This window comes from Vibrio sp. S12_S33 (genome assembly GCF_963889785.1).
Taxonomy (GTDB): domain Bacteria; phylum Pseudomonadota; class Gammaproteobacteria; order Enterobacterales; family Vibrionaceae; genus Vibrio; species Vibrio aestuarianus.
The window spans coordinates 71,741-93,840 of record NZ_CAWPQZ010000006.1 but is presented as its reverse complement, the minus strand read 5'-3'; the positions used below and the strand labels follow the sequence as shown (position 1 = coordinate 93,840).

The 22,100-nt window shown below is 42.0% G+C and carries 20 protein-coding genes; 9 read left to right on the top strand and 11 right to left on the bottom strand.

Annotation, left to right across the window (positions count from 1 at the left end; translation table 11 throughout):
* Positions 1-10: 10 nt before the first annotated feature.
* Both AACW06_RS04765 and AACW06_RS04760 read right to left on the bottom strand, forming a co-directional pair.
* Positions 11-1,318, bottom strand: coding sequence for a peptidoglycan DD-metalloendopeptidase family protein (locus AACW06_RS04765; protein WP_192074220.1), 1,308 nt, complete (start codon positions 1,316-1,318; stop codon positions 11-13).
* 188 nt (positions 1,319-1,506) lie between these two features.
* Positions 1,507-1,806 (bottom strand): isoamylase early set domain-containing protein, encoded by a 300-nt coding sequence (locus AACW06_RS04760; RefSeq protein WP_053311665.1) that lies wholly within the window; start codon positions 1,804-1,806, stop codon positions 1,507-1,509.
* Between the two features lie 311 nt (positions 1,807-2,117).
* Here AACW06_RS04760 and AACW06_RS04755 point away from each other — a divergent pair, with 311 nt between their 5' ends.
* From AACW06_RS04755 to AACW06_RS04740, 4 genes are all read left to right on the top strand, one after another.
* On the top strand, positions 2,118-2,804 hold the full coding sequence (locus AACW06_RS04755; RefSeq protein ID WP_192074219.1) for a YoaK family protein: 687 nt from the start codon (positions 2,118-2,120) through the stop codon (positions 2,802-2,804).
* A gap of 210 nt (positions 2,805-3,014) precedes the next feature.
* The gene (locus tag AACW06_RS04750; protein WP_192074218.1) at positions 3,015-4,397 is read left to right on the top strand and encodes a YjiH family protein; all 1,383 of its coding nucleotides are present in this window, start codon (positions 3,015-3,017) and stop codon (positions 4,395-4,397) included.
* A 185-nt stretch (positions 4,398-4,582) separates the two neighbouring features.
* On the top strand, positions 4,583-5,047 hold the full coding sequence (locus AACW06_RS04745) for an oxidoreductase (protein ID WP_192074217.1): 465 nt from the start codon (positions 4,583-4,585) through the stop codon (positions 5,045-5,047).
* Positions 5,047-6,147, top strand: a complete 1,101-nt coding sequence (locus tag AACW06_RS04740) for a diguanylate cyclase domain-containing protein (RefSeq protein WP_192074255.1) — start codon at positions 5,047-5,049, stop codon at positions 6,145-6,147. The genes AACW06_RS04745 and AACW06_RS04740 overlap by 1 nt, the downstream gene beginning before the upstream one ends.
* 50 nt (positions 6,148-6,197) lie before the next feature.
* On the opposite strand, the gene pstB is transcribed toward AACW06_RS04740, so the two are convergent.
* The 5 genes from pstB to AACW06_RS04715 form a co-directional block, all read right to left on the bottom strand.
* Positions 6,198-6,947, bottom strand: coding sequence for a phosphate ABC transporter ATP-binding protein PstB (gene pstB, locus AACW06_RS04735; protein ID WP_192074216.1), 750 nt, complete (start codon positions 6,945-6,947; stop codon positions 6,198-6,200).
* A gap of 42 nt (positions 6,948-6,989) precedes the next feature.
* Positions 6,990-7,853, bottom strand: a complete 864-nt coding sequence (gene pstA / locus AACW06_RS04730; RefSeq protein WP_192074215.1) for a phosphate ABC transporter permease PstA — start codon at positions 7,851-7,853, stop codon at positions 6,990-6,992.
* Positions 7,854-7,858: 5 nt separating this feature from the next.
* On the bottom strand, positions 7,859-8,791 hold the full coding sequence (gene pstC / locus AACW06_RS04725) for a phosphate ABC transporter permease subunit PstC (RefSeq protein WP_192074214.1): 933 nt from the start codon (positions 8,789-8,791) through the stop codon (positions 7,859-7,861).
* Between the two features lie 90 nt (positions 8,792-8,881).
* On the bottom strand, positions 8,882-9,703 hold the full coding sequence (locus AACW06_RS04720; RefSeq protein ID WP_192074213.1) for a phosphate ABC transporter substrate-binding protein: 822 nt from the start codon (positions 9,701-9,703) through the stop codon (positions 8,882-8,884).
* A gap of 342 nt (positions 9,704-10,045) precedes the next feature.
* Complete coding sequence (locus AACW06_RS04715; protein ID WP_192074212.1) at positions 10,046-11,392, bottom strand: DEAD/DEAH box helicase; 1,347 nt, start codon at positions 11,390-11,392, stop codon at positions 10,046-10,048.
* Positions 11,393-11,764: 372 nt separating this feature from the next.
* Here AACW06_RS04715 and AACW06_RS04710 point away from each other — a divergent pair, with 372 nt between their 5' ends.
* Positions 11,765-12,031 carry an Lpp/OprI family alanine-zipper lipoprotein gene (locus tag AACW06_RS04710; RefSeq protein WP_192074211.1) on the top strand — a complete coding sequence of 89 codons (267 nt, stop codon included), beginning with the start codon at positions 11,765-11,767 and terminating at the stop codon, positions 12,029-12,031.
* Positions 12,032-12,201: 170 nt separating this feature from the next.
* Here AACW06_RS04710 and AACW06_RS04705 read toward each other — a convergent pair whose 3' ends face one another.
* From AACW06_RS04705 to AACW06_RS04690, 4 genes are read right to left on the bottom strand one after another with little or no spacing between them, the layout of a single operon-like run.
* On the bottom strand, positions 12,202-13,122 hold the full coding sequence (locus AACW06_RS04705) for a L,D-transpeptidase family protein (protein WP_192074210.1): 921 nt from the start codon (positions 13,120-13,122) through the stop codon (positions 12,202-12,204).
* 5 nt (positions 13,123-13,127) lie between these two features.
* Positions 13,128-14,540: a deoxyribodipyrimidine photo-lyase gene (gene phrB / locus AACW06_RS04700; protein WP_192074209.1), complete on the bottom strand. Its 1,413-nt coding sequence runs from the start codon at positions 14,538-14,540 to the stop codon at positions 13,128-13,130.
* A gap of 17 nt (positions 14,541-14,557) precedes the next feature.
* Complete coding sequence (locus AACW06_RS04695; RefSeq protein ID WP_053311654.1) at positions 14,558-15,358, bottom strand: MerR family transcriptional regulator; 801 nt, start codon at positions 15,356-15,358, stop codon at positions 14,558-14,560.
* Positions 15,359-15,361: 3 nt separating this feature from the next.
* Positions 15,362-16,315: a YbgA family protein gene (locus AACW06_RS04690; RefSeq protein WP_192074208.1), complete on the bottom strand. Its 954-nt coding sequence runs from the start codon at positions 16,313-16,315 to the stop codon at positions 15,362-15,364.
* 318 nt (positions 16,316-16,633) lie between these two features.
* On the opposite strand from AACW06_RS04690, the gene deoD reads away from it, so the two are divergent.
* The 4 genes from deoD to AACW06_RS04670 all read left to right on the top strand — a co-directional run bounded on the left by deoD (position 16,634) and on the right by AACW06_RS04670 (position 22,080).
* Positions 16,634-17,344 (top strand): purine-nucleoside phosphorylase, encoded by a 711-nt coding sequence (gene deoD, locus AACW06_RS04685; RefSeq protein ID WP_192074207.1) that lies wholly within the window; start codon positions 16,634-16,636, stop codon positions 17,342-17,344.
* Positions 17,345-17,410: 66 nt separating this feature from the next.
* Complete coding sequence (locus AACW06_RS04680; protein WP_192074206.1) at positions 17,411-18,880, top strand: IS1 family transposase; 1,470 nt, start codon at positions 17,411-17,413, stop codon at positions 18,878-18,880.
* Between the two features lie 151 nt (positions 18,881-19,031).
* Positions 19,032-20,519: a hypothetical protein gene (locus tag AACW06_RS04675; protein WP_192074205.1), complete on the top strand. Its 1,488-nt coding sequence runs from the start codon at positions 19,032-19,034 to the stop codon at positions 20,517-20,519.
* Positions 20,500-22,080, top strand: a complete 1,581-nt coding sequence (locus tag AACW06_RS04670) for a GGDEF domain-containing protein (RefSeq protein WP_192074204.1) — start codon at positions 20,500-20,502, stop codon at positions 22,078-22,080. Before AACW06_RS04675 ends, AACW06_RS04670 begins: the two co-directional genes overlap by 20 nt.
* Positions 22,081-22,100 lie beyond the last annotated feature (20 nt).

The following is a 22,100-nucleotide window of genomic DNA, read 5'->3' as shown; positions in this document are numbered from 1 at the left end:
AAACAGTGGATTAAGAGCCGACGTTTACTGATGTATCATTCGCTGCGTATCTGCGTTCTTGCTTTAATAACATCTCATCCAATTCATTGCGTCTTGCGATGAAACCCGCCATTTCTTTCTTAGGAACCGAATTAGCCATCGGGATATTCGCTGTCATCGCATTGACAGCACGATCACGCACCATCAACTCATAGTGAAGGTGAGGACCTGTAACGCGTCCTGACTTTCCAGACAAACCAATTTTCTGACCACGTGTTATTTTTTGCCCTTTGCGAACTAAAATTTTGCTCAGATGAAGGTAACGCGTTTTGTAAGTACTACCGTGCTGGATAACCACATAATTTCCGGCGTAGGGGTGTTTACGAGTCATGATCACCGTACCATCCCCCGTAGAAAACACCGGAGTACCAACGGGAACACCAAAATCGGTACCATTATGCGGTGAAACACGCTTGGTTACAGGATGTAAGCGATGTGCATCAAAATTAGAGGTAATTCGGTGGTTTTTTGTTGGGTAACGCTGAAATGCGCGCTGTAGACTATCTCCATTTTCATCGTAATACTGACCATCGCGGTGCAAGTAAGCCGCGACATTCTTACCACGAGTGAAAATCTTGACCGCTTGAATTTCATTATTACCCGTTAGCTTATCATCAACAAACTGACGAGATTGAACGACTTCAAATTTGTCACCAGCTCGCAGATCCCGCGTAAAATTCAGCTTATCTTTTAACAGAGAAACCATCTGTTCAATCTCAGCACTACCTAACCCTAGCGAGTTGACTGACTGAGAAAAACTACCTTGAATTTCACCGACCATGGCAAATTCTTTCCAAACGCCAGGAAGGGTAACATTCTTAAACTCGTAGCTACCGTCATCGAGACGTGAATACACCGCACGTTCAACCAAACTAAATTCCAACTCCATTTTGGAAAGAGCAACTCCATTTTGCGCTTTCCAAAACCTTAGAATATTCCCAGGTTTGAGGGTATCTAGTGCTAAGTAGTTTAAATCGGTTTCCATGATTTTCATCAAATCTTGATATTTGAAACCGAGTTGATTGAATATGGTACTTAAATTATCACCTGAGCGAATCTCATATTCATAATCTGGTAGATTTTTAACGTCTACCGCATCCGACAAAATCGATCTGACAATTTGGGTTTCTGGAATTGACAGCTTAATACTACGTTGCTGTGAAGTATCCGAAATAGAAGAAATCGCGATGGCAGCAGCTATAATGGGCAAACCTACCACTGAGGTTTTCTTGCGCATTGAAAGCTCAGAAAATCGCATAAGAAGAGAACGAGGAAGCACTATCTACCCTGTTGATTAAGTCAAAAGTGCTCCAAGATTAAGACTTTCTGCCGTAAAAGTCACCTATCACATTGCATTCAGTGATTAAAAAAGGCACCGAGGTGCCTTCAATTAAGTATGCATTGACGCGTAAACAACTACTTACTTATTTGTTATTACTTAAATGCCATCGCAACAAAAACGATAACTTATTGATATGTCGATACTAGGCTGTTGTCCTCTCCAAAACCATTAGCAATATATTGATCAGCCTGAGGATCATTCACCCATTTTTGGTCGTCTAGCAGATAACGAAATTGAAACTCGGCATCTTTAGGCAAACGTGTTTTGAATTTAAAACAGTTACTTTTCGCCACTTTCTTCATCGGTTCTGGTTGCCAATCAAGAAAATCCGCCACAATAGCGACTGTCGATGACACATCAGCCGCATCCACTTCGAAAGTCACTTCGACTTCCTGTTTTGTTTTAAAAAAACGTTTATTGATCATCTCAAACTCCATTTCAGTATAAAAAACATCCTACAAAGAGGAATCATAAGAAAATAGACTCACATCTACAATACCGAATTGCAATCTGATTAATTTTTTATTCATTAAAGGATAACTTTCTGTTGATTCACCACACTGCTATAGCACTATTCATTGAGGCTGGTTATCCGTCGCTTCTGACTGATTGTCGGTATCTCTGTCATTGCCTGCTCTTTAGTTCGCTCTAAAAGATCAACATCAAATTTAGATTTTTACTGCTGAATTTAACGCCTTCACGTTATACTACGCCACTTCAACTTGAGGGCGTTACCTTGATTTCAAAACTTCCACGCTGGGTAGAATATGGAGCTTTTTTACTCGCAGCACTTGCAGGGACAGTCAACGCCATTGGTTTACTCGGTTTTCAGCATCAATCTATCTCACATTTATCCGGAACCATCACACTACTTGGTACTGGGCTTGAAACTTTTAATGACCAATCTCTTCATTTATTAATGATCGTTGTCAGCTTTATGATGGGCGCCACACTCAGTGGTGTTTTTATTGAAAGTACCGCATTAAAATTAGGCCGACGCTATGGTGTCGCCTTATGTATTGAGGGCTCATTGCTCTTTGCCGCACTTTATGCATTGAACCATGGTTCATTAGCGGGTCATTATTTTGCTTCCGCAGCATGTGGTTTACAGAATGCGATGATCACCACCTTCAGCGGTGCGATTGTACGCACTACACATATGACTGGGATTATTACTGACCTGGGTATCATGATTGGTGCGCGTTTTCGCGGCCAACCTTTCGATTACAGAAAAGCAAAGTTGTTCTTGTTTATTGTGTTTGGCTTCTTACTCGGAGGACTACTCGGCGCTCGTTTCTATACTGTCTATAGCTTAAATGCGCTATTGATCCCCGCTTACTTTGCCTTTGTTCTAGCACTGGTTTATTGGTTTTATCTATTTATAAAAAGCGTGATTAAACCCAAAACCAATAGCAACAATTAATTAAACAATGCAACATTCACAAAACAAACAACCACCCCCTAGCTATGCAACAATATTAAAATAATGAATATTTAGCCCAATACAATGAATAGTATTGCAAAGGAAACCAAAGCTAGATACTCTTGCTGACAATGCTTAAATAGGGATGTTTAGTGAATTAATATGCCAAGGAGCCGGCATAAATTGACTAGCGGTAACACGAGAAACATAATGCAAGATAATGCTCAAACTTTAGAATCGCCAACGCAGAATAAGCAAGGCAACTTTTGGATGTTCTTCATCCCTTCTTTGATTGGTCTATTTCTATTTATGGCTCCTATCAGCTACGAAGGTGACCTAACTATTCCTGTCGCAGTCCTAGCGAAGTCTATTCAAGCTATTTTGGGTGACTATTTAGTGCCATTGGTTACTATCATCATCGCCTTTATGTCTGTAGCATCGATTGTATGCAAACTTTTCAAACCGACATTTATAACCAAAAGTGCCTTCCTAGATAGCCTATTTAACCCATCCTTACTGTGGCTAGCGGTACGCGTGTTCGGTGGTATTGCTGTGATTATGACTTATTTCCAAATTGGTCCTGAAGCAATCTGGGAAGAAAACACTGGTGGTCTAGTACTCGAAGGCCTATTGCCGACACTATTTTCGGTCTTCATTTTTGCCGGTTTACTATTACCTTTGCTACTTAATTTCGGCTTATTAGAACTGTTTGGTAGCTTACTGAGTAAAGTAATGCGTCCAATATTCAACTTACCAGGACGCAGTGCGATCGACTGTATGGCCTCTTGGTTAGGTGATGGTAGTGTCGGTATTTTGCTAACCAGTAAACAATACGAAAATAAATTCTATACCCAACGTGAAGCTGCCATTGTTGGTACTACCTTTTCAGCGGTATCTATCACTTTTAGTCTGGTTGTAATTGCTCAGGTAAAACTGGAACACCTATTCTTACCTTTTTATGGCACGATCTGTTTAGCTGGTTTTGTTGCAGCTATTATCATTCCTCGCCTGCCGCCACTTAGTTTGAAAAAAGACACTTATATTGACGGTAGCAAACCAGAAAAAGACGCCGATGCAGTTCCCTGTGGGCACACATCATTTTCATGGGGCATGGAACTAGCCTTAGCGAAAGCGAGCCAAGTAAAATCAGCCAAGTCGGTGTTTGGCGAAGGCATTCGTAACGCAATGGACATGGTTTTTGGTGTACTTCCAGTTGTTATGGGCTTAGGAACTATCGCGCTAGTCATTGCTGAGTACACGTCTGTATTCTCTATTTTAGGACAACCATTTATCCCATTCTTAGAATTATTAGGCGTACCAGAAGCGGTTCAAGCATCACAAACGATTGTCGTTGGTTTTGCCGATATGTTTATCCCTGCGATTTTAGCCTCTTCTATCGATAATGAAATGACACGCTTTGTTATCGCTGCAATGTCTGTTACCCAGTTGATCTACATGTCTGAAGTAGGTGCATTAATGCTTGGCAGCCGCATTCCTGTCAACGTATTGGAATTGTTCGTTATCTTCATTCTACGCACGCTTATTACCCTACCAGTCATTGCTGGAGTCGCGCATCTGATTTTTTTAATCTAGATTGAGTTGCAGTACATCCATCGAAAAATCCTCACTTATGTGGGGATTTTTTGATCTAAACTAAAGTATGAACTCATCGAATTAATAAAAATATAAATAAATTTTGATGTCATTGATTAAAATCTCACCTTATACTTTTAGAGGATATAGCAATAATAAAGATAATATAAATTAGGTCATTGATTATGAAATGGATAGCAACCCTACCACTTTTGTGTTTTAGCTTTTTGGTTCACGCTTCATACTTAACAATCACACTGCCGAATAAACAGGTGGTGACATACTCACTCTTAGAACTTGCAGAAGCTTTACCTAAAGATACCTTTAAGACTCAGCTACCTTGGCTCCCACAAGCCAATACTTTTACCGGTTTTAAAATTGTTGATTTACTGAACTACCTGAAAGTCGGACATGTATCTTCAGTTTCATTTTTCGCGATCAACGACTATGCAGCCAATATATCAATTGAAAACTTAAGCCACTATGAGCCCATTATTGCTTACTATATGAATGGTTACGAAATGAAAGTCAGAAATAAGGGACCGTTTTGGTTAGTCTATAACTTGGATAAATATCCACAAATCAACAATGAGGTCTATTACACACATATGGTTTGGCAACTCGAAAAAATAACGATTATCGGCAAATGATAAACTCTGAAAATGATAAAATTTTGTATCCCTTCTTATCTCGGGCAAAAACACTGCTAATCGTGTTGTCCGCGGCCTTAATCATCGCCAATTTATACATACTTTCGACCACTCGGACTTTGGCCAGCTCTTATACTGAACAGAAAAATTACACAACATGGTATCTTTTCCAATTGACTAAAGAATATTCAGAGTTGATCGCTTCAGCGCCTTACGCTTTAGAGTCAAAAGAAAAAATGGATCATATTTGGTTGCAGTATGAGCTGACTTGGAGCCGCTTTGACTTAATCTTAAATAGTAATCAAGACGACAGTTTCATTAATTTAGATTATGCACAACACTTTTTTAAAAGCAATTTTGATGATTTTAAAATCTTAGAAAGCTACCTATTAGCCGCTAAAGACCAACCAACATTAGCCCAATTTGAAATGCGCGCTAGAGCCATTTATGACCGAATTATTGGCTATGTAAACGAAAATTTTCAGCTACAAAGCCCCCTTTATCAGGAACAAAAAGCACAGGCCCGCTTGCTAACCCAAATTCAGTTTTTACTGATGTTTTTGACATTCGGTTGTATTGGCTTGGTCAGCTATATTTTTCATAAAGAGGCTTTAGCGCATAAAAAACAAGCGATAACCGACCCTTTAACTGGACTTGCTAATCGCTTAGCCATGTTTGAAGCGCTGAATCATATTTCATCACAACAGCCCTTTTCTATCTTTCTGCTTGATTTAAACGGCTTCAAAGAAATCAACGATCAAAATGGCCATAAAGTAGGTGACAGCGTGTTGCAGCAAGTCGCTTTTCGCTTGGAATATTCGATCCCCACTTTCGAGTATTCCGTATTCCGCATGGGAGGCGATGAGTTTGCTATCGTTATCAACAGTGTAGACGAGACTGAATTGAGCATTATGCAGCGTCATATCAAAGAATGCTTCCACGAAGATTTTTTCCTTGAAAATGGTACTGTGGGTAGGCTTTCTACCAGCATTGGTATTGCTTCTTTCCCTAAAGATTCAAGGAATATTAACCAGTTAATACATATTGCAGACAAAAATATGTATGCAATGAAGTTTCTACAAAAAAGCCCCTCAATATGAGGGGCAAAGTTACCATCGCTTTATAGTTATAATGAGTTCTTTATAGACGATTAACCAAAGTCACCATTAACATAACCCATGGTTCTATCATCTTTTGGATTATTAAAAATCACTTGTGTGTCATTGTATTCAACTAACTCTCCCATGAGGAAAAAAGCGGTGCGGTCTGAAATACGACGCGCTTGCTGCATAGAGTGAGTGACAATAACGATCGTGTAATTTTTCTTTAACTCTTCCATTAATTCTTCAATTTTATGCGTCGCAATCGGATCCAGTGCTGAAGTAGGTTCATCCATTAAAATAACATCTGGTTCCATCGCAATAGTACGAGCTATACACAAACGCTGCTGTTGACCACCTGAGAGGCCAAAAGCGTGAGACTTTAATCGATCTTTCACTTCATCCCATAATGCAGCACCACGCAGCGAACGCTCAACAACATCATCAATATGCTTTTTATCTTTGATCCCTTGAGCACGAAGACCATAAGCAACATTTTCATAGATACTCATCGGGAATGGATTTGGCTTCTGGAAGACCATACCAACTTTGATACGCAGATCAGACACATCAATATTGCCGTAAATATCTTGACCATCCATTGCCAACTTACCGGTAATTTTGACGCCTTCAATTAAGTCGTTCATGCGGTTCAAACAGCGCAATAGCGTGGATTTACCACAACCTGAAGGACCAATCAAAGCGGTGACTTGACGTGTAGGGATTGGCAAATTAATCGCTTTCAGTGCTTGGTTTTCACCGTAAAAAAGATCTAAATTTTCAATATTAAATTTGTTCATTATGCTATCTCTAAATTCGGTTAATCGTGGTAAGCACGTTGCTTAATAAGAAGCAGTGTTAAATCGCTTGGCGATCAGCTTCGTTACCGTGTTGATCAATAACACGACCACTATCAATACTGTTGCTGTCCCGTAGGCTTGGTTCCATTCTTCTATGGTGAATAGCTCAGTCGTTAGCTTATAAAGGTGAACCGTTAAAGTGCGTCCTGAATCTAGCAATGAATCAGGAACACGAGCCACCATACCAGCGGTTAGAAATACAGGGGCAGACTCACCAATCACACGACCAATACTCAGGATGACGGAAGTTAGAATACCTGGCATTGCACTTGGCAAAATAAGACGCCAGATGGTGTAAATCTTAGATGCTCCAAGCCCATATGAGCCTTCACGAAAGGTTTGCGGTACCGCCATTAGAGCTTCTTCGGTGGTACGGATGATTACTGGCAAGATCAAAATACTCAGCGTTAGCGCACCCGATAAAATTGAGAACCCTAAACCCAAGATAACCACAAAAAATGTCATCCCGAACAAACCAAAGATAATAGATGGAATCCCCGCAAGGGACTCGGTACAAAAACGGATAACTTTAACAAGACGACTGCCAATTTTAGCGTATTCCGTCAGATAAATTGCCGTCATGATACCCAGTGGCGCGGCAACAGAAATCGATGCAATAACCATGTATATGGTTGAAACGATCATCGGGAAAATACCGTGTTCTTCACCAGTACGCGTGTAATCATCCGATATAAAGTTCCAGTCTACGTGCTGTAACCCGTTTGAAAGAATGTACCAAATGATCCAAAATAAAAAACCGACGGTTAGTGCAGCCGCCATCCAGATACAAAATTGCAATAGGTTGTCTTTTAACTGGCGAGCGCGTTTTAGTTTTACTGTATCCATCGTCATTATCTCGCTTTCTCACGGTTTAAGTAGAGTAGTACTGCATTAAGCATCATGATGAAAACCAATAACACTACCCCCGTCGCGTATAACGCATTGGCATGCACACCACTGGCGTATGACATTTCAATCGCAATATTTGCAGTTAGCGTACGAGCCGAATCTAAAATACCTTCCGGCATCGCTGGTGCGTTACCCATCACCATAATAATCGCCATCGTCTCACCTAAAGCACGGCCTATCCCTAAAATGACACCCGTCATAATGCCTGAACGAGCAGCCGGAACGAGTAACTTAAAGATAGTAAAAATACTTGAGGCGCCTAAGGCTAATGACCCCTCTTTATACGCTCTTGGTACCGCTCGAATAGAGGTTTCAGAGACCGTAATCACCGTAGGTAAAATCATCACACCGAGTACGATAATACCGGCCAAAATAGTATTACCTGCAGGAACTTGAAATACGTTTTGGATCAGTGGAACGATAATGACAAGGCCAAAGAAGCCGTAAACCACTGATGGAATACCAGCTAATAATTCAACCGCAGGACGAATAATATCAGCAAGACGCTTGGGAGCGACCTCCGCGATAAAAATAGCGGTTAGGACACCAACCGGCACACCAACAATAACTGCGCCGAACGTTGATACCACTGAAGCAACAATCATCGTTGCCACACCATAGAGGGCTGGCGGTAGCCAATCTTGTCCGAGGACAATGCCTGTAACACCCACTTCTTGGAAAGCTGGAATACTTTCGCGAAAAATAAAATAGGCAATGATGGCAAGAGAAACAATACCGATAATGGCACTGGTTAAAAATAAGCCGTGGAAGATTCGTTCCTTCCAGTCAACACGCTTTTTCGCACGTAATGTGCGTTTTGATACTTGCGCAGAGACTTTGTTCATAAGCTTTTCACTATTAGTTGCGATGGTCATATTATCAATCTCACGACTCGACTAATCGAAGTGGATAGAAAAGGCCCAGCCCTAATCAGCGGGCTGAGCAAATTTACAAATATAGTTTAATTAGTTGATTGAAATGTAATGGTGGCCTTCAACCAACTGCTGAGCTTCTGCTGTAAGCATCCAATCTAAGAATTTTTGTGTTTCTGCTGAGGGTTGGCCTTTTTTGTACAGCACAAGGAAGGGACGAGCGACTTTATAAGAGCCGTTCTTCACGTTTTCTATAGAAGCCGGTGTTCCATCAACCGCTAGCGCATGAACGGAACCATCTACAGTGCCTAAAGAGATGTAGCCAATAGCGTAAGGGTTAGATGCCACCATGGTTTTCAAACCACCGTTACCATTAGCAACTTGTGCGCGTTGAGAAATGGCCGAAACGGTTTTACCTGAGATTTTTTTCTTCAGTGACATAATGTCTTCGAAAGCACCACGAGTACCCGATGCCGTATCACGAGTAATTGCGACAATAGGCTTGTCTTCACCACCAACTTGTTTCCAGTTGCTGATTTCACCTTTGTAAATCTCAGAAACTTGCTCTGCGGTCAGGCCTTTCACTTTGTTGCTTGGGTGAACAACGACGGCGATACCGTCACGAGCGACAACTTCTTCAACCAGTGACGCATCTTTTTCTGACTCTTTTAGGCTACGTGAAGACATACCGATGTCAGCACTGCCATTTTTTGCCGCTTTGATACCTGCAGAAGAACCAGGGCCTTGAACTTCAATAAATACGTCCGAGTTTTTCTTCATGTATGTTTCAGAGAAAACTTCCATCAGTGGAGTAACGCTACTAGAACCAACTGCAGAAATTGTTTCTTTTGCGAAAACTGGGTTAACTGCTAATGCACCTAGAAGAGCGATTGCACCGATTACTGTCTTTTTCATCACAAATTTCCTTAAGAGGCTTTATTGCCGTTGTGTCTTGAACGAAGCTCACTTTAGGGCTTAAATATGACAGTTGTGTTTCACTTAGTTGAAAACTAGATGACAGGGTGAAATATTTACTTGAAGGTAAGGATAACATTGAGCGTTTCGACTGATTACAGTCAGTCCACGAAAAAAATAATTATTATAAAACAAAAAGATAAAACAAAACCAACGATAGAGAACTCATAAAAAATAAGTACAACACCGTGATAAACACTCAATGATGCAGATACATAACATATTCATAAAATACAAAAAAACCGCCACAAAGGCGGTTTTTTAAACATTGCTGACGTCAAATTATTCATCGTCGACTTTAGGTGCCACTTTCTTTTTCGGTACAAATACCGCATCACCGACCGCCACATTTTGATAAAATGTTTTATCACGTTTAACCGGTTTCTTATCCGTTTGCTTCGCTTTTGGTTTCGCAGTTTTACTCTTCGCAGAATGATTTTTCTTGAAAGCAGGTTTACGCGGTTTTAAACCTGTAAATTTACCTTGAAGTCCTTCAAATACTGAAAATTCAATATCTTGTTGTAAGAATGCTTCCACACGTTTGAAGCTATCCCAATCTTTAGGGCCCACTAATGAAATAGCATCACCTTTATTGCCCGCACGCCCCGTACGACCAACACGGTGCACGTATTCCTCTGTGTGTTTGGGCATATCAAAGTTGATAACATGAGTCACGTTAGCAATATCTAACCCACGCGAAGCCACATCTGTTGTCACCAAAATTTTGAACACAGCACGTTCAAACTGACTCATGATGGTATTACGTTGTGTCTGATTCAAGTTACCGCTCAAAGCGATCGCTTTCAGTTTCTGTTCGTTCAGTTTTTCAGTTAGGCGATCGGTGTCAGCACGCGTCGCGGTGAAGATAATCACCTGACGGTACTCCGCTTCTTCTAACGCTCGCTCTAGCAACGCTTCTTTATGATCTAAGTGATCACACAGATAAAACTTTTGGGTGATATCTTTATGCTCTTCATTGGCAACACCAATTGAAATGCGCTTCGGCTCTTTGAGAAGTTCAGTACCGAAATCATTAACTTGGCCATGATCTAGCGTTGCAGAGAACATTAATGTCTGGCGACGACGATGGTTGGCCGCATTGTGAATGCGACGTAACTCAGGTGAAAAACCGAGATCAAGCATGCGATCAGCTTCATCTAAGATCAGCGTATCTAAACCATCCAAACGCAAAGAACGATGCTCTAGGTGGTCGGCTAAGCGTCCTGGAGTCGCAACGATAAAGCGTGGATAACGGCGCAAAGCTTTAACTTGATCATTGAAGTTTTCACCACCAACAATTAACGCAGCTTCATAGCTTAAACCACTCAACATGGTACGCAGTTCACCATAAACTTGTTTGGCCAACTCACGAGTAGGAGCAAGAATAAGCGCTCTAGGGTCTTTGGCAGACAGTGCTTTGGTCTTCAGAGATTTATGCAGCATAGGTAAAACGAAAGCTAACGTTTTGCCTGAACCAGTCTTAGAGGATGCCAACAAGTCTTTACCCATAATAGCGACTGGTATCGCTTTTTGTTGGATCTCTGTCGCCTGCTTAAAGTCATAATGTTTAAGTGTCTTCAACAAACGATTATCTAAGCCTAAATCTTTAAACTGCAAAGGATTCTCCAAAAATTATATGATTGCCGCAATATTGTGGGCAAGAGGTCAAAATGAAAACACAATATGATAGCGCGAAAGGTGCTTAAATAGATAGAGATCACATAAAAATAATCAGCATCCGATAACGTAGCAACGATACTCGATCAGCAACCGTTGCAAGGGTGCTCCAATAATTTAAATGCCAATCAAATAGATAAAACGCTCTTAATTATGAGACATTTCTTTCATTAACCAGCACCAAAGTGAAATTCTTGGATTATTTTGACGTTCACCTACTGTGTGAACGTTAAAATTGCGTCTACAATTGAATACGTCACTATATGATGTTTTAGAAAAGTATAGGGCGTTATAGGTAATTATCTTACAAACAAGGAGTTCATAATGAACAAAATGTTAATTGCAGCGGCAGCGTCTTCTGTACTTCTACTTGCTGGTTGTGCATCTGGCCCTGAAGAAGAAATGGCTAAAATGGACGAACTTACTAACAAAGTTAGTGGGCTAAGTGACCAAATCTCAGCACTACAGAGCGAACAATCTATGCTCGCCTCTAAAGTAAACCAAGCTGCTGATGCTTCCGCAGCGGCGCAAGAAGAAGCGGCTCGTGCTAATGAGCGTATCGATAACATTGCTCAGTCATACACTAAATAATCACGTTGACTAAGTGATTACATTGTTCAAAAGGCCTGTCTCAAAGCAGGCCTTATTACTACCCCAAACAACTTGAAGTTGCAGGCAGACAGCAAGTGAGTACATCCCCGTGAGCATAGATAAACTATGTGGTTGGAGTGAGCGAACGTAGCCAACACAGCTGCTATATTTTAATAGATCACCTCAGAGAAATCTGGCGCTACAATCTCAACCGGTACGCCATTTTGTGCCAATATTACTGCTCTTGCCTTGGCATCTGACTGACCAAACTCCTCTAACCACCAACTGAGTTCTTGTGGGATAACTAACGCCTTTTTACTACCATTACTACGGGTTAATGGTTCATGAGCTTCAAGAAAAACACTGCGATCGGGCTCTAACGCCACTTTTATTGGTTCGTCAATCACTCGAACTTTTTCACCACGTTGTGCTTGATTAAAAAGCCATTCAATATCCTTTGGATCCATACGGATGCACCCTGAACTCACCCGCAAACCGATACCAAAATCTTTATTGGTGCCGTGAATGAGGTAGTCACCAGCACCATATGCCAAACGTAGTGCATACTCACCTAGGGGATTATCGGGACCTGCTGGTACTACAGCAGGAAGCTCTATACCTTTTTCTTGATATTCTTTGCGTATCGATTGAGGTGGCGTCCATGTTGGGTTTGGGCGTTTTTGACTAATAGAGGTTTCCATCTCTGGCGTATCACGGCCAATTCGACCAATACCGACAGGGAAAATGTGTACCTTGCGAATGTCAGGCTCAAAATAATACAAACGCAGTTCAGCTAAGTTGATCACTATCCCTTCGTAAGGGACATGTGGCAGAATAATTTGTGACGGAATGGTTAACACAAAATCTTGCTGTGGCAAAAAAGGATCAATCCCTTTATTCGCAGCCATTAAAGACAAAAAGCCAATATCGTATTGTTTGGCAATTTCAGCTAACGTTTCACCTTTCTCAACCACATGGTATTGAGTGCGCCCAACTAAACTGCTGCCATCGGCAGGAAAGTCGTAAGACGCAGCAAATAGCTCAGAGTTTAACCCCCAACAGCAACAAAACATAAGTAGCTTACGTAACATGGTGATCAGTTATCCTTCGCTTCTTTATAAAGTCTCAAGGTTATCTCTCTTTCTACTTTGTGATCAACCATTGGCGCTGGATATGACAATGAGTTGACAGCAGGTGACTTCCACGGAGTATGAATAAACTGATTGCTCAACGACGCAAGTTCTGGCACCCAGTGACGAATAAACGTTCCTTGTGGATCAAATCGCTCACCTTGGCTGGTTGGATTAAAAATCCTAAAGTAAGGTTGGCCATCGCATCCCGTTGAAGCACACCACTGCCAGCCACCATTGTTTGCTGCATAATCGCCATCAACAAGCATTTGCATAAAGTAGCGCTCACCCAGTCGCCAGTCAATGTGCAAATCCTTGGTTAAAAAGCTTGCAACAACCATTCTTAATCGGTTGTGCATCCAGCCAGTTTGGTTTAGTTGGCGCATCGCAGCGTCAACGATTGGAAATCCAGTTTGCCCCAACTTCCAACGTTCAAATGCTGCGGGATTATCCCACCATTCAAGCTGTGATCCCCACACTACGAAATCTTTGCTTTTACACAAATCCGGTCTGAACACAATGAGATGTTGATAAAATTCACGCCATACCAGTTCACTAAGCCAGGTTTGAGCACCTTCAGATAATACGCCGCTGTACGACTCAGCGTATAATCTCGCCATACATTGACGTGCAGAAAGAGCACCAATCGCGAGGTAGGGAGAAAGAGAACTCGTCGACTCCCTAGCAGGGAAATCACGCTCTTGCTGATAATTCTCGACTCTATCACGACAAAATTGTCTTAATTGCCCACGTATGGAATCAAAATCCACAGCCCAGTGCTCACTGCTAATACGCGTAAAAGAAAATACGCACTGATCTCCCCACAACTCCTTGGCATATTGCTTTGGGTTGGCATGACGTGCAGCCGGCTTAGCTGAAACAATTTGGGGAATTGTCACCTGTGATAACCAAGCACGCTTAAAAGGAGTAAATACTTTGAAGTGCTCGCCTTGTTTATTGATAACACTACGCGGAGCCAGAATGCACTTATCATCAAATTCACTCCAATTAATATCGCTTTGCCCGCATAACATTCTCGCGCTTAAATCACGTGCCAATTCGTTGATTTCGTAATCTCGATTGACCACAACCTCATCAACGTTTAGCTGCTGTGCGAGATCAACCACAGTTTGCGACGCCTGCGTATAGTTGCCCACTTCACGATAAAGCAACGGAATGTTCAGTACTTCCAGTTCGCGTTGAAGTTCAAATAAACGGCGGTAGATAAAATCTGCCTGCATAGGGGCCATATGATGTTTTTGCCACTGCGTTGGTGTCGCGACAAATACTGCAATCACAGGCTCACCTGAATTGATGGCATAGTTCAACGCTGTATTATCAACGGCACGCAAATCACGCCGCAACCATATTAGTTTCATGCTACATCCTTGAACTTTTACGTAAGGGAAGTGTGTAAACGACAGATCACTTCAGACAGAGATAGCTTATTAGCTAACTGCTGCTGTAATTTTTCTAACGCGTTGATTTGGTGATCAGGCAAAGAGCGATTTGCAAAAACTGCAATGTGTTGGTAAGAAGGTAAAGCCTCATGACCAACCAGAGCGGTGATGTCTTCAACACCGTCTAACACCGTCACGTTATAGCCCGCTTCAGACTTACTCACAAACCACAACCAAGCCAAAATACTGGACATAGGATCAAGACTGACACACAAGCACTTACCTTTAGTCGCTGCTTTATTTTCTGACTCAATAATTGAACTTAATTTGCTGATCATTAGTGATTGAAACAACCCTTTATGTAAGGTGCGTAATGGGCCTTTTACTCGTTCAAGCGCATCGATCATTGGGAATACAAACTGCTGCTCAACAATATCCAGCGGGTACTCTTTTAATACCGTCGCAATAGTCGATTCGGCTTTACCTTTATTGAGTTCTACTAATGCCTGCAGAAGGGTTTCTTGCTCTTGTAGCTCAACTTGTTCACTCGGCAGATCTTGGTGAAGATTTTCACTTCCTTCAAGCAGTGCACTGACTTTGCCAATAGAAACGCCTTTCGCAAGCCAACCTTGAATAACTCGGATAGTCGCGATGTTCTCCTCCGAATAAAGGCGATGCCCTTTTTCGGTTCGTTTCGGCTGAATGAGGTGATAGCGTCGCTGCCACGCTCGTAACGTAACGGGCTTAACCCCTGTAATATCGGCAACTTCTCTAATTGCGTAAAGTTTTGCTGTCATCGTTTACAGTCCATAACGTAGTCTTAATTGTTGCGGATAAGGTTCAAAGTAATGCTGCAGCTCTAGATATCCATCTGGGTACATTTTCAGGTAATGCTTGAGTAAAGTCAGTGGCGCTAACAACGGCAACAGACCCGTGCGATAATCATCAATCACTTGTGCCAATTCCGCCTTTTGTTCTTTAGTTAAAGAACGTTTGAAATAACCTTGAAGGTGCATAAGAACATTGGTGTTATTTTTGCGACTGGCTCTGTTTTTGAGCGCTTCCATCAAACCCAAGCGGTATTCATTAATAAATTCTTGAGGTTGGTACTGTTTAATATTGGCCACTAAACGGCCTAACTCTTTGTATGACTCAGGGTGATGCGCCATTAAAGTGAGCTTGTAGCGAGAATGAAATGCGACAACCTTGCCGGGTGTAGCCTGCTCCCCCATCGATTGATAAAAGTCATGCAAACAATAAACACGAGTGATGAAATTCTCTCTCAACACGGGGTCATGTAAGCGTCCATCTTCTTCAACGGGTAACCACGGCATCTTGCGCATTAAAGTCTCGGTATATAACCCAACCCCTTCTTTGTCAGCCCGTTGATGTTTGTACACTTTTACTCGTTCCATACCGCAAGTCGGCGATTTTGCACAGACGATATAACCACATAAATTCATCGGTTCGAGCTCATCAACTTTTCGATCTGAAAACTCATACATACTTTGGGTATAGTCTTTGCTCGCGTCTTTGGTTTCAACCAGAGCAACCCGTTCTTCATTAGAGACAAGACGAATCGTTGGTCGCGGGACACTCAAGCCAATCCCCACTTCTGGACATACTGGTACAAAAGAGAAGTAACTCGACAGCTCTTGCGTGACAAAGACGCTTGCTTTGTGACCGGAATCAAAACGTACATTCTCGCCAAGTACACAAGCACTGATACCGATACGAATTTCTGAATTACTCATAGTCACCCTCATAGATAATAGGTATACGAAAATATTTTTTGTATAACTTATAGCACAATAAAATTAAACTATACAAAAAAAAATATTGTACAAATAAAGAAAACGTTTACTCAAATCGATTGCCTTAGCACTTTCAACATTTTTGGTTATCAATGGGATTAGGTAAGATGATAAGAACCCATTTTGTGACCAAGTTCTCAAGGAGCCTTGTTTTGTAAGGCTAGTATTGCCTCAACAAAAATGACAAATTCAACAGAATTGGTAATATCATTAATTACCATTGATGAGCACTAACTCAGAAACCTTGGAGTAATAACTATGGCAACCCCACACATTAATGCACAAGCTGGTGATTTCGCTGAAACAGTCCTAATGCCGGGCGATCCACTACGTGCAAAATACATCGCTGAAACATTTCTAGATGACGCTAAACAAGTCTGTGATGTACGAAATATGTTTGGTTACACAGGAACTTATAAAGGTAAAAAAGTATCGGTAATGGGCCATGGTATGGGTATTCCATCATGCTCTATCTACGTTCATGAGCTTATCTCTGAATATGGTGTAAAAAACATTATTCGTATTGGTAGCTGTGGCGCGGTTCGTGATGACGTCAACCTGATGGACATCGTGATTGGCATGGGTGCTTCTACCGATTCAAAAGTAAACCGTATCCGTTTCAATAACCACGATTTTGCAGCGATTGCTGACTATGGCCTTCTTGAAGCAGCAGTAAACCAAGCACGTGAACAAAAGGTTCCGGTTAAAGTTGGCAACGTATTCTCTGCTGATTTGTTCTACACACCTGAAGGTGATTTGTTCGAGAAAATGAACAAACTTGGCATTTTGGGCGTTGATATGGAAGCGGCTGGTATCTATGGCGTAGCCGCTGATCTTGGTGCAAAGGCGTTGACCATTCTAACGGTTTCTGACCATATCATTCGTGGTGAAAAATTAAGCTCAGAAGATCGTCAAACTTCATTCAACGATATGATGAAAGTCGCTCTAGAGACCGCCATCAATATCTAAATTTAATTTGCAGTATTGTGCTGCCAAGACAACTTGGCAGCCCTAAATTACCCCGAGGGGGCGATCGTGTCTAACGACCAACTACCCAAGGACGCAGATGGTTTGCAACTCAACTTTTGTAAAACATTGGCGTGTGACAACTTTGGCTTGAGCACAGCAGAACGCTACGTCCTGCAACACGTGAACCCGAAACGTCCAACGATGGTTTGTCGTGAATGTGGAGCTTTCCCCCCCTTACTTAATAACCGTGAAGTGTTAAATGAGTTACACCGTTTAAGACAACTTCATAGCGATGGTTTGCCCGCCTGCCGTAACCCTGACTGTGTCAATACAGGCCTATCAGTTCATACCCATAAACATCTCTACCATGCCTTTGGCTACAGTGGTGACCGTCAACGTTATCGTTGCAAGGAATGTCATTCAACCTTCGTCGATAAATGGTCAGGAGCCAATAAAAAACTGACTTTCCAAGAGACACTACTCGGTTTACTTTTCATGAGCTATTCGGTTCGTGAAATCTGCCGCAAGCTGGCTATTAACCCCAAAACCTTCTACGACCATGTTGATCACATTGCGAGCCGTTGTCGTCGAAAACTAGCGATGATCGATGCGCGCTGGGTTAACCATGCGACCCACTATGAGCTAGCATCTCACTACATCCCGTTGCAACCGAACAGCAATAATGGAGTGCTATGGTTTGCCACTGGCGAGGCAAACTCCGGTTATATCCTTTGCCAACATGTCAATTATTCAGCGCAAGAAGAGCCAGAGGGCTCGCTTGATCATAACCCTTATGAATACCCAACTAGGTTTGTATCTCGAGAGCACTCATCTGAAGCTAACATTCCGACGCCGCAACCTTCTCCACTATTGCGAGAACGTATTGACCAAAAATATCAAACTATTTTAGCGCGCGGCAATGTCGAAGACCCTATGGGAAACTTGACAGTGTTTAACTATCCATCCAAAGGAGCACTGATCCGCCCTCCCTACACTTCATATGCTCATTTTCTGCACATTTTAGACATGTGTGCCATAGATAAACGCGTATCTATTTATATGCCTCAAGATCCTGTATTGCGATCTGCGGCACTGAGCGTTTGTCTGTCGAGAATAAAACGCCAAAATGTTGACTTAATGTATGTTGAAGAAGATCACCAATGGCAGAATGGGATACCTTTTGGAAAAATCGATATTGTACATATGGGGTGGTGGCGAGACCGCTGGGCAATAACCAATCAATCATCAGCCTCCAAAGGTGTCTGCTATTTGGCCGGAGACACACCCGAGCCAGAAGCTTGGCTATCTAAGGCTTCCATTAAACAAACTGAATTTTATCAGCAACGATTCCAATTGCTGTTCGAAACCTTTATCAATGAACCTAGGCGTAAACTTCGCCCCGGAGGCTTACAACCCATGCTGGATATATTCCGAGCTTGGCACAATTTGTGCTACCAAGATAAACATGGATTTACTGCCGCACAGAATCTGGGGCTGACTAAACATCCACTCACATTAAAAGAGCTGCTATCATAAATTTGTCTATCACAGACTATGAAGTAGCACCAATTATTGTTGAGTCGGTAGCTAAAGTACCAGATTTGCAATAAGTAAATTGTGCGATTTGGTAACAGCTTCATATAATGAAACTGTGATTAAAGCTTTTTACTCTCAAGGATCAGCCAGTTTGGATAAGAGTCAGTATCTTCTCGAAATAGAATTAGAACAGCTTAAAGCCCGCATTGAAGCTGAGCCTGAGAAGGTATTGATTGTTGCGGAGCAATGTTTATTGCGTGCTCAGCAGATCATTTTTCCCGAAGGCATTATCCAATCTCTTATCGTGATGTCACGTTGCGCTTGGAATGCCATGGACTACCGCAATGGTTTAAAGTACATCAAAGAAGCGCTGGTTAGGCAGAATAGCCTTGATACTGATGACCACCTGCCTGAAATTCTTCACCTTCACGCTCTCAATTTATGGGGGCAAGCTAAGTACTACACCGCCCAACAATATTGGATTAACGCTCTAGAACAATCAGCGTTAGTGGATGAAATTGAGATCCAAATTGAGTGCTTGATTGGGCTGGGTAATGTCTGGCGCCTCACCAATGAATATAAACTTGCCTGTTCAACTCATGAATTAGCCGTAAAGGTTGCAAACAATGCCCGCATTGGCTGGCTTGAGGGTAAAGCGCGAATTTTATGGGCTTGGGATCTCTACTTACTCAACCAATATGTTGATATGTTAACAGTGCTTGATGGTGCCGAAGAAGTTCTAAAAGGGAATTCGAACAAAACATGGCAAGCAGAAGTCTGGGATTTTCGTGGGCTAGCGATGCTTGGTCTTGAGCGAATTGAAGATGCTGAAAACGCCACCTACAAGGCGCACGAACTAGCCGTACAACATAATCTTGTGTGGATGAAAGCTCACTCATTTATCAGCAAAGCACGCCTTGAACTGCTTAGGAAAAACCCCGAGCAAGCCACAGAACTTCTTATCCAAGCCGAAGCGGCAGCCTCTGCTTTTGATCACGGTGAATTGCTTTCACAAATTTGCTACCAACAATCTTTAGTTGCAGAACAACGTGGTGACTTTAAAGCCTCACTGGCCGCGTTTAAAAAGTATCGCCACTTCTCTATTGACATGCTACGCGAGCAAACCTCACGGGTTGGTTTAGACAAAGCCAGAGCCTCCAAACGGCAACTCGAACAGCGAGCGCGCAAACTCATTAATCGTATTCGCGGTCAACATGAATACGACCCCGAAAAACACCTATCAAACGTAGTTTCAGAAACATATTGGTGGGAACAGTTGATGTTATTTAAAACTGAGCTAAAACATTCCAACCATTCCATTATCGTAATAGTGCATAATGACCCACTGTATCTTGATGTTTGTACTGAAATTGCTCATTCACTGTGTAACAAGAATGACTTGGTGTCACGCTTGAGCAGTGAACGGTTAGGTCTATTACTCGCCGACAAAGGCGACACAGCACTCAATGTTTTTCATGTACTTGCCAAAATGATAGAAATTTATCCTTGGATAAGAAAAGGATTAACCGGCCCACTGCCTAAAGTGATGTTCCAAGACATATTGAGTTTCCCATTCACACTAGAACAACTCGAAGAAAGCCAACCTCAGGAATGGTCACATGGAAGAACTACTCAATAAAATTCAAGATACTGGCTTAGATGCAACATCTGTATCCGGAGAAGAGGCCATTATTTTCTGGAATCATGTACGTCAACACGTTGCCACCACGCCAAAAGAAAAAGCCTTAAGCTATATTATCAGTGCCGACTATCGCGCCGAACTACACCAACCCATGGCAAGTATTGAAGAGCTAAAAAAAGCCCTTGAGTTACTTGAACTACCTAAAGATGTGCATATTATTTTATCGGTTAAAAACAGTTTAAGTGAGCGTTTAGTGGACAGTGGTGACTATACTGCTGCTCTCAGTGAGTATGTATCATCATCAAATATTGCTGTCGATAACGGCTACATTGATGAATACGTAATGGCAATATTAGGGATGGGCAACCTTTGTGATGCTTATGGTGAATACAGCCGCGCACTGCGTTACTATCAAAAAGTCGACAGTATTGATCACGCCATTTCTAGCCGTTCCTTAAGGCTTCGCTATAAGCTCAATATGTTGGCGTGTTACATCAACCTAAACCGGCTTTCAGCCGCCAACGATCTGATCAAAGAGTGTGAAGAGCTCAGCATTCTAGTCAGCGATAAGATCCTCACAGGCCAAATATTGCTATATCAAACGAGGCTCTATCTTCACCAAAATCAAGTTGATAAAGCCCTGATGACACTGTCGAACGTGCAATATAGCGCAGGCAACGTCAATTCAACTTGGTTGTCGAATATGATCCGAATTGAGACGGCAAATTGCTTGGCGAGAATTGGCAAATCTCACATTGCTAATATGCTATTAGCAAGCACTGACAAACGTTTACAACGTCATACTTCAGCCGTGATAGCAAAACAGTTATACCAAGCATTTAGCGCCATTTGCGAACATCAAGGGCTTTATCAAGCCGCCCTTTCATACGAGAAAAAATGCTTTCGCATCGAAACTGATCTTATGAAGAACATCCCCATCGGTGAGCTCGGAGCGAATCAGCTACGCCGTTTATCGCGCTTTGAACTTCAACTAAAACTGATTCTATCCGAAATCGAAAACCGAGAATTGAAGGAAACAACAGAAAGCCAAAAAAATACAGTGGCACAACTACAGCAAGATGTCTTTACTGATCCTCTCACAGGCTTGCACAACCGCCGCTGGTTAGACGTAAAATTGAAAGACCTGTTACTGCATGAAAAATCGTTCGCTTTTCTTGTGATTGATATTGACCACTTTAAATCAATCAATGATGAACTGAGTCACTTAGTGGGTGATAAAGCGATTGTCAGTGTGTCACATGAATTAAAAAGTTACTTCAAATTCAGAGGGTCATCCTGTGTACGTTTTGGTGGCGAGGAATTTCTTGTTATTTTAGAAGATACGTCGCTCGATCAAGCCGAAATGCACGCAGAAAATTACCGAGAGCGGATATATCAATTTGGTTGGCATGATATTTTGGGTGAACGGGGCTTAACGGTCAGTATTGGTATTACATTACATCGTGAAGGGGAAAATACACAGCGCACTTTCTACCGTGCAGACAAAGCCTTATACCGTGCCAAGGCTAATGGGCGCAATCAAGTATGTACCGAATAACTATATGCATACAGATCCAA

What these genes read in the sequence shown, in the direction of transcription:
- AACW06_RS04760 (WP_053311665.1), bottom strand. Translation starts at nt 1,806, where the DNA reads ATGATCAATAAACGTTTTTTTAAAACAAAACAGGAAGTCGAAGTGACT.
- AACW06_RS04750 (WP_192074218.1), top strand. Translation starts at nt 3,015, where the DNA reads ATGCAAGATAATGCTCAAACTTTAGAATCGCCAACGCAGAATAAGCAA.
- AACW06_RS04745 (WP_192074217.1), top strand. Translation starts at nt 4,583, where the DNA reads ATGAAATGGATAGCAACCCTACCACTTTTGTGTTTTAGCTTTTTGGTT.
- pstB (WP_192074216.1), bottom strand. Translation starts at nt 6,947, where the DNA reads ATGAACAAATTTAATATTGAAAATTTAGATCTTTTTTACGGTGAAAAC.
- pstA (WP_192074215.1), bottom strand. Translation starts at nt 7,853, where the DNA reads ATGGATACAGTAAAACTAAAACGCGCTCGCCAGTTAAAAGACAACCTA.
- pstC (WP_192074214.1), bottom strand. Translation starts at nt 8,791, where the DNA reads ATGACCATCGCAACTAATAGTGAAAAGCTTATGAACAAAGTCTCTGCG.
- AACW06_RS04720 (WP_192074213.1), bottom strand. Translation starts at nt 9,703, where the DNA reads ATGAAAAAGACAGTAATCGGTGCAATCGCTCTTCTAGGTGCATTAGCA.
- AACW06_RS04710 (WP_192074211.1), top strand. Translation starts at nt 11,765, where the DNA reads ATGAACAAAATGTTAATTGCAGCGGCAGCGTCTTCTGTACTTCTACTT.
- AACW06_RS04705 (WP_192074210.1), bottom strand. Translation starts at nt 13,122, where the DNA reads ATGTTACGTAAGCTACTTATGTTTTGTTGCTGTTGGGGGTTAAACTCT.
- phrB (WP_192074209.1), bottom strand. Translation starts at nt 14,540, where the DNA reads ATGAAACTAATATGGTTGCGGCGTGATTTGCGTGCCGTTGATAATACA.
- AACW06_RS04695 (WP_053311654.1), bottom strand. Translation starts at nt 15,358, where the DNA reads ATGACAGCAAAACTTTACGCAATTAGAGAAGTTGCCGATATTACAGGG.
- AACW06_RS04690 (WP_192074208.1), bottom strand. Translation starts at nt 16,315, where the DNA reads ATGAGTAATTCAGAAATTCGTATCGGTATCAGTGCTTGTGTACTTGGC.
- deoD (WP_192074207.1), top strand. Translation starts at nt 16,634, where the DNA reads ATGGCAACCCCACACATTAATGCACAAGCTGGTGATTTCGCTGAAACA.
- AACW06_RS04670 (WP_192074204.1), top strand. Translation starts at nt 20,500, where the DNA reads ATGGAAGAACTACTCAATAAAATTCAAGATACTGGCTTAGATGCAACA.